The sequence below is a fragment of the Promicromonospora sp. NPDC110617 genome (assembly GCF_055598465.1).
The window spans coordinates 2,370,432-2,383,134 of sequence record NZ_JBVKBM010000001.1 but is presented as its reverse complement, the minus strand read 5'-3'; the positions used below and the strand labels follow the sequence as shown (position 1 = coordinate 2,383,134).

General features: G+C 73.1%; 9 protein-coding genes and 1 riboswitch. Of the genes, 3 read left to right on the top strand and 6 right to left on the bottom strand.

Annotated features, from left to right (window positions below; all coding sequences use genetic code 11):
* Positions 1 to 238: 238 nt before the first annotated feature.
* Positions 239 to 350: riboswitch (SAM riboswitch) on the bottom strand.
* Between the two features lie 374 nt (positions 351 to 724).
* The 3 genes from ACZ7LE_RS10425 to ACZ7LE_RS10415 all read right to left on the bottom strand — a co-directional run bounded on the left by ACZ7LE_RS10425 (position 725) and on the right by ACZ7LE_RS10415 (position 8,544).
* Positions 725 to 3,964, bottom strand: coding sequence for a GH92 family glycosyl hydrolase (locus tag ACZ7LE_RS10425; protein WP_470403187.1), 3,240 nt, complete (start codon positions 3,962 to 3,964; stop codon positions 725 to 727).
* 106 nt (positions 3,965 to 4,070) lie between these two features.
* Complete coding sequence (locus ACZ7LE_RS10420) at positions 4,071 to 5,348, bottom strand: extracellular solute-binding protein (RefSeq protein WP_470403186.1); 1,278 nt, start codon at positions 5,346 to 5,348, stop codon at positions 4,071 to 4,073.
* Positions 5,349 to 5,484: 136 nt separating this feature from the next.
* Positions 5,485 to 8,544 carry an alpha-mannosidase gene (locus ACZ7LE_RS10415; RefSeq protein ID WP_470403185.1) on the bottom strand — a complete coding sequence of 1,020 codons (3,060 nt, stop codon included), beginning with the start codon at positions 8,542 to 8,544 and terminating at the stop codon, positions 5,485 to 5,487.
* A 152-nt stretch (positions 8,545 to 8,696) separates the two neighbouring features.
* On the opposite strand from ACZ7LE_RS10415, the gene ACZ7LE_RS10410 reads away from it, so the two are divergent.
* The 3 genes from ACZ7LE_RS10410 to ACZ7LE_RS10400 are packed head-to-tail and all read left to right on the top strand — an operon-like array spanning position 8,697 to position 10,359.
* A complete protein-coding gene (locus tag ACZ7LE_RS10410; protein WP_470403184.1) occupies positions 8,697 to 9,074 on the top strand; it encodes a DUF1844 domain-containing protein in 378 nt (125 codons plus the stop codon).
* Positions 9,074 to 9,625, top strand: coding sequence for a hypothetical protein (locus tag ACZ7LE_RS10405; RefSeq protein ID WP_470403183.1), 552 nt, complete (start codon positions 9,074 to 9,076; stop codon positions 9,623 to 9,625). The genes ACZ7LE_RS10410 and ACZ7LE_RS10405 overlap by 1 nt, the downstream gene beginning before the upstream one ends.
* Positions 9,622 to 10,359: a S1C family serine protease gene (locus ACZ7LE_RS10400; protein ID WP_470403182.1), complete on the top strand. Its 738-nt coding sequence runs from the start codon at positions 9,622 to 9,624 to the stop codon at positions 10,357 to 10,359. Before ACZ7LE_RS10405 ends, ACZ7LE_RS10400 begins: the two co-directional genes overlap by 4 nt.
* A gap of 151 nt (positions 10,360 to 10,510) precedes the next feature.
* Here the strand turns inward: ACZ7LE_RS10400 and ACZ7LE_RS10395 are convergent, their stop codons facing one another.
* The 3 genes from ACZ7LE_RS10395 to priA form a co-directional block, all read right to left on the bottom strand.
* Positions 10,511 to 10,705 carry a hypothetical protein gene (locus tag ACZ7LE_RS10395; RefSeq protein WP_470403181.1) on the bottom strand — a complete coding sequence of 65 codons (195 nt, stop codon included), beginning with the start codon at positions 10,703 to 10,705 and terminating at the stop codon, positions 10,511 to 10,513.
* Between the two features lie 459 nt (positions 10,706 to 11,164).
* Positions 11,165 to 11,893: an SseB family protein gene (locus ACZ7LE_RS10390; protein ID WP_470403180.1), complete on the bottom strand. Its 729-nt coding sequence runs from the start codon at positions 11,891 to 11,893 to the stop codon at positions 11,165 to 11,167.
* Entirely contained in the window at positions 11,890 to 12,645 is a 756-nt protein-coding gene (priA, locus tag ACZ7LE_RS10385) for a bifunctional 1-(5-phosphoribosyl)-5-((5-phosphoribosylamino)methylideneamino)imidazole-4-carboxamide isomerase/phosphoribosylanthranilate isomerase PriA (RefSeq protein WP_470403179.1), read from the bottom strand. The genes ACZ7LE_RS10390 and priA overlap by 4 nt, the downstream gene beginning before the upstream one ends.
* Positions 12,646 to 12,703: the final 58 nt, after the last annotated feature.

The window sequence follows — 12,703 nt, the reverse complement described above, 5'->3', positions numbered from 1 at the left end:
GCCGGATACGGCCGGGGCTCGGCGTGCGACGCCGAGAGGAGGTCCGGGCGGCGGACCGGTGGCGCCTGTGGCGGCCGGTCAGCGCGTCGGGGCTGTCGCGGTCAGCGACAACACATGTCCTCGCGCGGGGCAGCACCAGCCCGCACGGTGACGTTCCGGGTCGGCAGGGACACGTGGACGGCGGGGGCAGCGCTCCGGGTCATCGTCGTTCTCCTCACCTGCTCGCCCAGCGGCGAGCGACGCGTGTTGTCATCCGCCGGCGGCGGTGGACCTGGTCCTCACCCGGGGCACCCACCCGCGCGGGGGGTTGCCGTCCGACCAGCCGGGGCTTCGCGTCGGAACTCATGACCTGTCGAGGCTTTCTACATCTCTCCGATCGGATAAGTGCGGTTGGTCTCGATGTCACAGAAGATACGAATGGAACCCATAGAAGTCAATGATCCTTGCCCAGATCTCACATCCCGGGACCTGGGCCTTGTCGGTGAGATCGGTCGGTGGCATTGAGCTCGGTCCATCGACGGACCGAGCTCAATGCCACCGACCGATCTCGGAACGGCCTCAGCAACCAGTGGATCTCGCTGCGCGCAGCCGCACCCCCGGGGGCGCCGGCGTCGGCGGCCGGAACGCAGAAGTGCGCTTCTACCCAGTCGTCGGGCCCGGAATCACGTGGTTTCCGGGCCAGATGACTGGGTAGAAGCGCATTTTCGTGCCGGCTCCCGTGCGGCTACGTCGTCAGGAGCTCGATCTGGGCGAGGGCGCCGGGCTCGGCCAGCTCGAGGCGGAAGGCCGTGAGCGGCACGGGCTCGTCGAGCACGAAGGGCCGGAGCTGGTTCGGCCAACGCCACTCCTCGCCCGACCGCTCGTCGAGCACCCGGCCGTCGGGCGCGACCAGTCGCCACGCCGACGGCGCAGTGTCAGGGGACGGGCCGGAGGTCAGCGTGTAGGCGCGCAGCATCGCACCTGCCGGGGCGTCTGCCGCGGGCGCCCACGTGAGAGTGCCGCCCACCTCCGCCGACGCCGCGAGGTCGCCGTCGGTCAGGTGCGGCAGCGCGCCGCCCCCGACACCGTGCCAACCGCCGTCGGCACGCCGCCACGGCCGGTCGGATGCCGGGCGGAGAGCACCGGCGCCGGCATCCCCGTCGGCCGGCGCGCCGCCGTCGTCGGGCACACCCCAGCCCGTCGGCACGTCCGACAGCGCGAAGCGGAGGGTCGCTCCCCCGACCAGGTCGGCGTTGTCGACCGACGGCTCGAGCACGGCCCGGCCAGCACCAGCACCAGCACCAGCACCAGCACCAGCACCAGCGCCAGCCGACACCTCGAGTCCCGCCACGTACTGCCGCCCGGCCGCCCCCGGGGCCTCGATCACGAGGTCGCCGTCGGGCCGGTGCACCACCGCCCGGTCGAACAGCGGGGACGTGACGGCCCAGCGCGGCGACCCGATGTCCAGCGGGTACAGCCCGAGCGCGGCCAGCACGTACCAGGCCGACATCTCGCCGTTGTCCTCGTCGCCGTGGTAGCCCTGCCCGATGTCGTTACCGGTCCACAGCCGCGTCAGGATCTCGCGCACGACCTCCTGGGTGCGGTCCGGCCGCCCGGCGACCGACCACGTCCACGCGATGTGGTGCGACACCTGGTTCGACTGCCCGAGCTGGCCCAGTCGCACGTCGCGCGCCTCGAACATCTCGTGGATCGGGTTGCCGTACGAGCCGGGCTTGTCCGCTCGCTCCGGCGCGGCGAAGAACCGCTCCAGCAGCCGCTCCAGCCCGGCGCGCCCGCCGTGCAGGGCGGCCAGCCCCGCGCCGTCGTGCACGGGGTGGAACAGGAAGTTCCAGGCGTCGGACTCGGTGTAGTCGCCGCCCCACGCGTCCGGGTCGAACGGCGCCGGGTCGAACGCGCCGTCCCGGCCGCGTCCGCGGAAGAACCCGGTCGCGGCGTCGAAGAGGTGCACGTACCCGGCGGCGCTCTGCCGCAGGTAGGCGGCCTCGTCCCGCAGCGCGCGCCGGCGGTCCTCCGGGGTGCCCGGCGCGTCCGCGAGCGCCTGCGCCATCTTGGCGAGCCCGGCGTCGTTGATGTAGCCCTCGAGGCTCCACGACACCGACTCCTCGACGTCGCGCGGCACCCAGCCGTTGGTCAGCGCGAACTCCTGGCCCTTGCGGCCGACGCCGGAGCGGGTGGGCAGCGCCGTCGCGTTGCGCAGCCCGGCGTCGTAGGTCGCGAGCGGGTCGGGCAGGTCCACGCCGCGCAGGTACAGGTCGGCGAAGGCGACGTCGGACGACGTGCCCGTCATCAGGTCCGCGTAGCCCGGCGACGACCAGCGGGCGACCCAGCCGCCCTCGCGGTACTGCTGCACGAACCCGTCGGCGAGCCGGGCCGCGACCTGCGGGTACAGCAGGGCGTACGCCGGCCAGCAGGTGCGGTAGGTGTCCCAGAACCCGTGGTTGACGAACATCTCGCCGGGCACCACCGGGGCGCCGTCGAGCACGGGCGAGGCGTGCACGGGCGCGCCGTCGGCCCCGACCTCCGTGTACGACGACGGGTACAGGTTCAGCCGGTACAGGTTCGAGCAGAGCGTGACCTGCTGCTCCTCGGAGGCGCCCTCGACGTCGAGCACACCGAGGCGCTCCTCCCACAGTGCGCGGGCGGCGTCGGCGACCTCGCCGAACGTGCCGGACACCTCGCGCTCCAGCGCGAGCCAGGCCAGCTCCTCGCTGATGTACGACGTCGCCACGCGCACCTCGGCCGTGCGGCCCGCCCCGGCGTCGGCCGCTCCCGCCCCGGCGGCCGGGTCGAGCGCGACCGTCGCGTACGTCGCGTGGTCCCGCCCGCGGGCGCGGCCCGTGCGCAGGACCGGCCGGGAGATGCGCCCCACGACGTACATGCGGCTGCGGCCCACCGACAGGGGGCTGCCGTGGTCGCTCCAGCCGGTGAGCGTGCCGTCGTCGTGCACCGTGACCGAGACGGGCGGGCCGTCCGCGCCGGAGTCGCCCACGGCGTCGATCAGCAGGTGCCCCGCCGTGGCGCCGGGCGGGAACGTGAACCGGAGCACGCCGCCGTGGTCGGACGCCGCGACGGCCACGCGCGCGCCGCCGTCCAGGCCGACGTCGTACCGGTGCGGGCGGGCGGTCTCGTCGTCGTGCGAGAAGCCGATCGAGCGGGCGTCGAGGCCGGCGTCGGGCACGTCGTCGCCGTCGGCGCCCTCCGGCCCCGCGGGCACGAGGTGGAACGCGAGCTGGTCGCGGTCCCCCATCCACGGGCTCGGCTCGTGCGAGATGCCCACGCCCTGCAGGCGCGGCCGGTTGTCCGGGCCGTTGTGCGCGGCCCAGGAGTACAGCCAGCGCTCGGAGGCGGCGTCGGTGAGCGGGACCCACATCGTGAAGCCGTTCGGCACCGCGGCCGCGGGCACGTTGTTGCCCCGCGAGTAGGCGCCCGAGGAGTGGGTGCCACGCCGGGTGTCCACGAGGTCGGTGCGGCCGGTGACCGTGCGCGGCGCGCGCGGCCCGACCGACACCGTGTCGAACCACGCCTCGGTGCGCCCACGGTCGGGCCCCGCGGTCACGGCGGCGGCCGCGCGCACGCGGCGGCCCGGGAGCGCCCGGGCCACGGAGCCCAGGTCCACACGGACCAGGTTCCAGTGGTCGGGCACCAGGATGCGGGCCTCCCCCTGCCCAACGGCGGTCGCGGACATCCCGTGCTGGTCCAGCAGGGCGCGCCCGGGGTCGGTCGCGGAGAGCCACGTGCCGTCGTCGAGCAGCAGGTCGAGCCCCACGTAGGTGGAGCGGTAGGTGAGCTTCTCGTCGAGCACCGGCAGGACGGCGTAGCGCAGCTCGGTGCCGGCCTCGACCGGCACGTCCAGCCCGTCGAGCAGCACGGTGCGGCTCTCGCCGCGGTGCCGCACGCGGATGGCGTGCTCGCTGGTCAGACCGGCGCCGGGGCGGCCGGCGGGGACGTGTGCGGGCCCGGTCATGCGCGAACCCCTGACAGCGCTGTCGTCGCAGCGTGCGCGGCGACGTCGGAGTCGTAGACGATTGCAGTTGGCCTTTCGTCGCGGGCGGGAAGCGCCCTGGTTGGTCTCACTGGTCGGCGAGCAGCTTGTTGCACTCGGCGACGGCGGCGTCGAGGGCCTCCGGCGACGTCTTGTCGCCCGTGATCGCCGCCGCGAGCTGCTGGTTGATGACGGTGGTCATCGCCTCGCTGATCTCGACGGGCTGCAGCACCCGCGCCGTGGTCAGGTTGCTGAACGCGATCGCCTTGGCGTCGCCCTGCGGCGTGCCGTCGCTCTGCGCGAGGTCCGGGTTCTCCTGCGAGGCCGCCGTGGACGGGAACACGCCCGGCACCTCGGCCGAGAACGCCTCCTGGTTGACGGCGTTCGTGACGAACCGGGCCAGCGCCACCGCTGCGGGCAGGTTCGTGGACGCGCTCGACACCGACAGGCCCTGGACGTACAGCGGCGTGGCGCCCATGTACGGCGAGGAGGCGATCTTGCCCTCCAGCGCCGGGTTGCTCTCCAGCACGCTGTTGATGAAGTTGCCGCCGCCCGTCGACCAGGCCACCTTGCCCTCGGCGAAGAGCTGGCTGTTGCCCAGGTAGGCGTCCGTGAGCACGTCGTCGGGCATGAGGCCCTCGGCGTAGGCGTCCCGGTAGACGTCGAGCAGCTCGGCCGCCTCGGGCGTGTTGAACGTGAACTCCGTGCCGTCGTCGGACAGCACGGGGATGCCGGCCGCGGCGAAGTCGCCCACGCCGGGCTTCCTGCTCATGAGGTACGCGCCGGTGGCGTCGTGCATGATCCGCGCCTGGGTGACGAGCTCGTCGAGGCTGGTCGGCGGCGCGGCCGCGTCGAGCCCTGCCTCCTGGAACATCGCGCTGTTCCAGTAGTTCAGGTCCGTGGTCAGGTACCACGGGAAGCCGAACGTGCCCTCCAGGCCCGCGTACCGGTAGGCGGCCAGCGCACCGGGCACATAGGTGTCCTCGAGCGTGTCGTCGACCGTCGCCAGGTCGGTGAGCAGGCCCTCCCGGGCCAGCGCGAGCGCGAAGTCGGGCGGCAGGTTCGTGACGTCGGGCAGCTCGCCCGCGGCCGCCTGCGCGAGCACCGTCTCCGAGTAGCCGTCGCCGGGCTGGTCGAGCCACAGCACCTCGGTGCCCGGGTACTCCCGCTCGAAGTCGGCGATGACGCCCTGGACGTACTCGGTGAAGCGAGGCTTGAGCGACCAGGTCTGCAGCGTGACCTCGCCCGTCACGTCCTGCGCGCCCCCGTCCGGATCCGCGCCGCCCCCGCCGTCGAGGGTGCAGCCGCCCAGGACGGCCAGGACGGCCAGGGCCGCCCCGGCGGCCCCGAACCTCGTGATGATCATGGACAGTTCCTTCCGGCAGAGGCTTCGTCGCGTCTGGGGTCGATGTCGCCGCCGCCGAGCCTACGGGTGTCAGGGTGCCCGGACCGGCCGGGCCGGCAGCTCACCCGGGTGAACTGCCGGCCCGACCAGGCGGGTGCTACGCCGGCGCGAAACGCAGCGTGCGCACCTCGAACGGGCTCAGCTCGACCCGCACGGCGCCGTCCGCTGTGACGTCGACGGCCCCGCCGTCCATGTCGTCCTCGATGAGGCTGACGGTCCGGGCCCCGCCCACCGGCGCCGCCACCGTCACGGTGCCCGACGCGCGGCGGCCGTGCGCCTCGTAGACGCGCACCACGAGGTCGCCCGACCGGTCGTCGGCGAGCTTGACCGCCGACAGCGTCACGCCGGCAGACACGCTGACCAGCGGCTCGACGCCGTTCGCCCCGCGCAGCTCGCGCGGCCGTGCGCCGAAGGTCGCACCCGCCTGAGTCGCCGCGGCGGTGTCCGCACCGACGACCAGGCCGTACCGGTGCGTCTGGAGGCCCTGGTCGGTCTCCGGGTCGGGGAAGCGCGGCGCCCGCAGCAACGAGAGCCGCACGGTCGTCGTCACCTCCGGCGCGCCCGGGGACGGGGCCACGCCCTGCTCGGACACCTCGCGCGTCACGTCGTAGGCGTAGGACGAGTCGTTGACGAGCCCGACGCCGAAGCCCGGCTCCTGGACGAGCAGCCACTTGTGCATGGAGGTCTCGAACTTGGCGGCCTCCCAGCTCGTGTTGGTGTGCGTGACCCGCTTGTGGAAGCCGAACTGGGTCTCGGCGGCCACGTGCTCGGCCCGCACGTCGAGCGGGAAGGCGACCTTGAGGAACTTCTCGGTCTCGTGCCAGTCGGTCCGCAGCTCCACCTCGAGGGTCCGGCTGCCCGGCGCGAGCGTGATCACCTGGTCCAGGCTGGACGCCGAGAACTCCCGGTGCACCGTCACCACGGCCACGCCGTTCTCCACGGCGGCGGTGACCTTCTCCGCCTCGCGCAGGTCGGTCACGGAGTTGCGGTAGAAGCGGTCCACGTCCCAGGCGTCCCACTTGTTGGGGAAGTCCTGGTGCAGCTGCAGCACGTTCGCGTCGCGGCCGGGTGCCACCGCCTCGCGGCCGGAGGACAGGGCGACGGCGGACGTCACGTGCCCGGCGGCGTCCAACGTGATCCGGACCTCCCCGTTAGCCAGCACGTACCCGCCGTCGGGCAGCTCCTGAAGGGTGCTCGGCGCCGCGGCCGGGGCGGACGCCGGGGCCACGCCGAGTGCACGCACGCCCGCCTGCGCGAACACCGCGGGGTTGGCCCGCAGGGCCACCTCGCCCTCGCCGACCAGGGCCCGCAGGGAGCGCTCGATGATCGCCTGCACGCCCTCGGTGATCGCCGCGTGCTGCGCCACCGCCTCGCGGTGCACCCAGGCGATGGACGTGCCCGGCAGGATGTCGTGGAACTGGAGCAGCAGGACCTGCTGCCACAGCGAGTCGAGCTCCTCGTAGGGGTAGTCCGCCCCGGTCCGGGCCGACGCCGTGGCCGCCCAGGCCTCGGCCTCGACCAGGAGCTGCTCGTTGCGGCGGTTGCCCTGCTTGGTCTTGTGCTGCGACGTCAGCGTGGCACGGTGCAGCTCCAGGTAGAGCTCGCCCACCCAGACAGCGCTGTCATCCGTCCCGGACGCGAGCAGCTCCCCGCGGGCGCGCTCGAAGAACGCGTCCGGGTGCTCCCAGCGCACCTTGGCGCTGCCCTCCAGGCTCGCGAGCCGCTTGGCGCGGCCGGTCATCTCGCGGGTGGTGCCGCCACCGCCGTCGCCGTAGCCGACGGGCGCGATCGAGCCCGTGGCGCGCCGCGACTCGCGGAACTGGCGGGTCGCCTTGGCGAGCTCGTCGCCCGAGAGCTGCGAGTTGTAGGTGTCCATCGGCGGGAAGTGCGTCAGCACGCGCGACCCGTCGATGCCCTCCCACCAGAACGTGTGGTGCGGGAAGACGTTGACCTGGTTCCAGGAGATCTTCTGCGTGAAGAACCAGTCGAAACCGGCGCGGCGGACGAGTTGCGGCAGGGCCGGCGAGTAGCCGAACGAGTCCGGCAGCCACACGCCGTGCGACCGCTGGCCGAACTCCCGCTCGAAGAACCGCTGCCCCTGCGAGAACTGGCGCACGAGCGCCTCGCCCGACGGCATCACCGTGTCGGACTCGACCCACATGCCGCCCAGCGGCAGGAACCGGCCGGACGCGACGGCCTCCTTGACCTTGACCCACACCTCGGGCCGGTGCTCCTTGACCCACGCGTACTGCTGCGCGGACGACATGCCGTAGACGAAGTCGTCGGTGCGGCCGATGAGGTCGGCCATGGACGATGTCGTGCGCGCGACCTTGCGGATCGTCTCGCGCACCGGCCACAGCCAGGCGGAGTCGATGTGGGCGTGGCCGACGGCGGAGATCTCGTGGGCGCTGTGCTCGGCGGGGCTGGCGAGCACGTCCGCGAGCGCCGCCCGGGCCGCGGCGGCGGTCTCGGGGATGCGCTGGAGGTCGAGCACGTCGAGGGCGTCGTCGAGCGCCTGCAGGATCCGCATCCGGCGCGGGCCGGTGGGCAGCTCGGCCTGCAGCTCCAGCAGCACCTCGACGTCGAGGGCGAGGTCGTGCACCTCGGACTCGAAGATCGCGAGGTCGATGCGCCGGGTCGTGTACAGGGGGTGCGGGGACGAGGTGGTGGTGTCGCCCTCCGTCGTCCGCTCGAAGACGTTGTGCCCCAGCAGCACGGGGTTGGACGCCGCCTCCAGGTAGAGCTCGACCCGCTCGCCGCCGGCCGCGGCGTCGGCCACGGGCACGTGCTGGTTGCGGGGGTTGATCGACTTCACCGGGCTGCCGTCCGGCGTGTAGACCAGCGCCTCGGCCTGGAACCCGGTCCGGTCGACGTCGAAGCCGAGGTCCACCACGGCCTCGACGGTGCGCCCGGCCCACTCGGCGGGCACGGTGCCCGTCAGCCGGAACCAGGTGGTGCCCCAGGCGGGGCCCCACGGGGTGCCCACCTCGTACGGCTGCATCGCGAGGGCCAGGCCCTCGGCCGGCGGGATCGGCTCCCCCGGCAGGGCATGCCACTCGACCTCGAGCGGGACCGACGTCTCGTGGACCGCGGGCCAGATCCGTTCGGTCAGCACCCGGTGTGCGCGCCCGGTGGTCAGTGTGATGTCGTCGTGCATCGAAAGGGCCTCCCCTGTTTCACCGTTGAACGCACGCAGGCTAACCCAGAGTCACGTCGTCGTCCGGAGGGCGTTCGGCAGGTGTCGGACGGGGCCCCCGGCGGGGGTCCGGTGGGCGTCCGCACCCCCGGGGGGATGAAAGGATGGTGCCCATGAGCACGAGCGACGAGACACCCACCGGCATCGAGGCTCCGGTGGGCCCTGACCAGGCCACGCGGGACATCGCGGAGGTCGCAGCGGTCGAGGTCATCACCACGGCCGCCGTCCACCTGATGAGCGCCGCGGCGGTCAAGTGCGGCCTGGCCGAGGGCGACGACGCCGAGGAGCTCAAGGACCTGGACGAGGCGCGCAAGCTGATCACGGCGCTGGCCGCGCTCGTGGTCGCGAGCGCGCCCGACATCGGCAACCAGCACGCCCGCTCGCTGCGCGACGGCCTGCGCAGCCTCCAGCTCGCGTTCCGGGAGGCGTCGGTGATCCCCGACGCGCCGGGCGAGGGGCCGGGCGAGAAGTTCACGGGTTCCGTCGTCTGATGACCGAGGCTCCCGTCGAGGCGGTACCGGAACCGGGGCGGGCGCCGCGGCCCCGTCGGGGTGGTTCTCGGGTGCTCGCCATCGTGCTGGTGGCGACGATCGCCGTCGGCGCCTATCTGTGGCTGACGACGGTCCGCTGGCAGCGCACGGCCTCCGACTGGGAGGCCGAGGCGCACGGCTACGCCGACGAGGTCGCGTCGCTGCGGATGCAGCTCGACGGGGCGAACTCCGAGCTGAAGGCCGCGCGGGACCAGCTCTCCACGGCGACGTCGCGGATCACGGACCTCGCGAACGAGAAGGCGCAGCTCGGTGACGAGAACGTCGCCTCGCAGCAGTACCTCGACTACCAGACGCAGGTCAGCGCGGCGGCCGCCACGGTGGCCTCGGCGCTGGGGCAGTGCGTGTCGGGTCAGGAGCAGCTCGTCGGTTACCTCAAGGAGGCCGACCAGTACGAGCCGGCCGACCTGGCCCGCTACGAGCGGGAGGTCAACGCGCTGTGCGCCGACGCGGAGGACGCCAACGAGGCCCTGCAGCGGGAGCTGCGCCAGTGAGGTGGAGCGCCCGTACGCGCGCCGTCCTCGCGGGACTCGTCCTGACCGGGACGCTCGGCGGGTGCGGCGTGCTGCCGCCCCTGCCGGACCCGGTGCCGAGCGACATCGTGCCGTCCACGCCGGTGGACCTGTCCCCCGCGGCCGGAGGGGACGCACTGAGCCCGGACGGGTTCGACGCCGTCGAGCGGATGGCCGTCCGGATCCGCAACGTGGGGTGCGAGGAGCTGTCGACGGGTTCGGGCTTCGCGATCGACGAGCACACGCTGATCACCAACAAGCACGTGGTCGCGGACTCGAAGGACCTCGAGGTCAGCACCTACGACGGGCACGACATCACCGTCGGCACCACGTCGACCGCCGGCCTCGCGGACCTCGCGGTGGTCCGCACGACCGACCCGCTGCCGTCGCACCCGGAGCTGGCGAAGGCCGACCCGGAGCGCGGCGACCATGTCACCGTCGTGGGCTACCCCGCGGGCGGCGAGCTCACCGTCACCGAGGGCGAGGTCATGGGCACCACCCGGGACCCGCTGAACGCCAACCTCGGCGAGGTGCTGCTCACGGACGCGCCCGTCGAGCCCGGGTCGTCCGGGTCGGCCGCGCTGGACGACCAGGGCCGGGTGATCGGCGTCGTCTATGCCAAGACGGCCGACGACAACAGCCTGCTGGTGCCGCTGTCGACCCTCCAGGACATGCTGGCCGACGACACGGCGTTCACGCCGGCGAAGGGCTGCTGAGCGGGCGGGCCCGGCCGGGTGCGATAGACCTCTCGTCGGGCACCGTGTAACCTGGACAGCGCGACGGGCAATAGCCCCGAGAAGTGGACCCGAGACCCATCCGGACGGTTGTGGCGCTCGGGTTTCGCGCTGTCTGGACCTGAACGACGGCTTAGACGTCGATGACCGTCTCGACCAACGGCAGCGCTCGCCGACGCCAGTCGCCGCTTCGCGCCCATGACCAGCCGACCACGTCGGGGATCGCCAGCAGCGGTTCCTGCGCGGCGCGCTCGTGCAGGTAGACCAGGTCCGAAGAGGGGCTCGCCCTGGTCAGCCGGGCCAGGTCACGCCGGTCCCGTTCGTCCATCGTCTCGTCGGACTCCAGGCAGAGCTTGGCGTGTCCAGCTGTCGTGATATCGGCGACCAGCGATTCCAGGCATGCGCGGCGACGATCGATGTGCTCTTGTAGCCGGTGCCCGCGCGATAGATCGTCGCCGTCTCACCCTCCTCGCACAACGCCGAGAGGATCTGGCGTCGTCGGGAGCTGCTCTCGGACTTCATGTGCAGGCGCCGCTGCCCCGGCAGGACAAGAGATCGGATCCGCTTCCGTACGGTCGCGAGCCGTGCGGGCTCGATCGCGGCAGCGATCAGCAGGTAGTCGCCGCTCTTGGACTCGTCGACGAATACGTGGGCAGGCAGGACTCTCTCACTTTCGCGTCAATGTGCGGCGGAAGAGCCCATGGTGTCACTGTTCATCAGAGATAGCGCGAGAAGATGCAAGATGTTGCTTATACGCAAGAGAGACGCATTTTGCCGCCCGCCAGGCTCAGCGGGCCGCGCCGATGCGGAGCTCCAGGGAGTCCACGCGCGCGGAGATCACCTCGGACGCCGCCAGGCGCGCGTTGACCTGCCCCAGCACGGCGTCGAGCCCGGCCCGGTCCAGGCCCGGGTCCAGGGCGAGCACCACGGCGACCTCGGCCTTGCGGCCGGGCTCGGCGTGCGCCCGCACGACGTGCTGCACGGGTGCGGCGGCGACCGCCACCTCGGACGCGACCTCGGGGTCGACGGCGAGCCCGTCCTCGTGCGGCACCAGAGCGGGCTGCCAGGGCTTGCCCTGCGCCAGCGCCCACACGGCCGGGCGCGGGACCAGTGCCGTCACCGGCCCGGCAGGGTCCACGACGATCAGCGCCCAGTTCTCGTTGACGGCCGACAGGGCGGCGCGGGTCGCCTCGACCGGGACGGGACGGGCGTCGGCACGCCACGCCTGCATGGTCGCCACGGAGGTGAACACCGGCAGCGCACGGCGGCCGTCCGGGGCCTCCAGGGCCACGACGCCGGAGGACGCCTCCTTGTCGACGGCCAGCCCGTCCGGGTTCTGCTCGACGGCGCCGGCCTCGGCCAGCACCGGCACGAGCACGCGGGTCTCGGCCAGCCGGGCGACGACGTCGCGCAGCGGGACCGTCCCGGTCGAGTGGCCCTCCAGCAGGCGGGTCAGCTCGGCGTCGGCCGAGCCGTCGTCGCCCGCGAACTGACTGGACGGCTGGATGGACTTCACTCGGCGGCCCCGTCCTGCCCCGCGTCGCCCGGGCGTCCCGCGACGTCGAGCGCCTCGGGGAGCGTGAACGCGCCCGCGTACAGGGCCTTGCCGACCACGGCGCCCTCGATGGTGCCGAGGGCGCGCAGCGCCCGCAGGTCGTCGAGCGAGGAGATGCCGCCCGAGGCGACGACGTGCGCGGGGGTGCGCGCGGCGACGTCGGACAGGAGGTCGACGTTGGGGCCGCGCAGCGTGCCGTCCTTGGTCACGTCGGTGACGACGTAGCGGACGCAGCCGGCCTCGTCGAGGCGGCCGAGGACCTCCCAGAGGTCGCCGCCCTCCTTGGTCCAGCCGCGGGCGGCGAGCGTGGTGCCGCGCACGTCGAGGCCGACGGCGACGCGGTCGCCGTGCTCGGCGATGACCTTGGCCGTCCAGGCCGGGTCCTCCAGGGCAGCGGTGCCGAGGTTGACGCGGCGGGCGCCGGTCGCCAGGGCACGCTCCAGCGACTCGTCGTCGCGGATGCCGCCCGACAGCTCGACCTGCACGTCCAGCTCACCGACCACGCGCGCCAGCAGCTCCGCGTTGGACCCGCGCCCGAAGGCCGCGTCGAGGTCCACGAGGTGGACCCACTCGGCGCCGCCGGACTGCCAGTCCAGGGCGGCGGTCAGCGGGTCCCCGTACGAGGTCTCCGAGCCGGCCTCCCCCTGGACGAGGCGGACGGCCTGGCCGTCGGCCACGTCGACGGCGGGCAGGAGCACGAGTCGGTCGGTCATGTCTCTCCAAGTTCTGTCTGTCGAAGTGTTGAGTGCTGGGTATTTGTCGGCTGAGCGG

Coding starts and splice junctions, on each gene's coding strand:
- ACZ7LE_RS10410 (WP_470403184.1), top strand. CDS start 8,697: ATGAGCACGAGCGACGAGACACCCACCGGCATCGAGGCTCCGGTGGGC.
- priA (WP_470403179.1), bottom strand. CDS start 12,645: ATGACCGACCGACTCGTGCTCCTGCCCGCCGTCGACGTGGCCGACGGC.
- ACZ7LE_RS10420 (WP_470403186.1), bottom strand. CDS start 5,348: ATGATCATCACGAGGTTCGGGGCCGCCGGGGCGGCCCTGGCCGTCCTG.
- ACZ7LE_RS10425 (WP_470403187.1), bottom strand. CDS start 3,964: ATGACCGGGCCCGCACACGTCCCCGCCGGCCGCCCCGGCGCCGGTCTG.
- ACZ7LE_RS10395 (WP_470403181.1), bottom strand. CDS start 10,705: ATGGACGAACGGGACCGGCGTGACCTGGCCCGGCTGACCAGGGCGAGC.
- ACZ7LE_RS10415 (WP_470403185.1), bottom strand. CDS start 8,544: ATGCACGACGACATCACACTGACCACCGGGCGCGCACACCGGGTGCTG.
- ACZ7LE_RS10405 (WP_470403183.1), top strand. CDS start 9,074: ATGACCGAGGCTCCCGTCGAGGCGGTACCGGAACCGGGGCGGGCGCCG.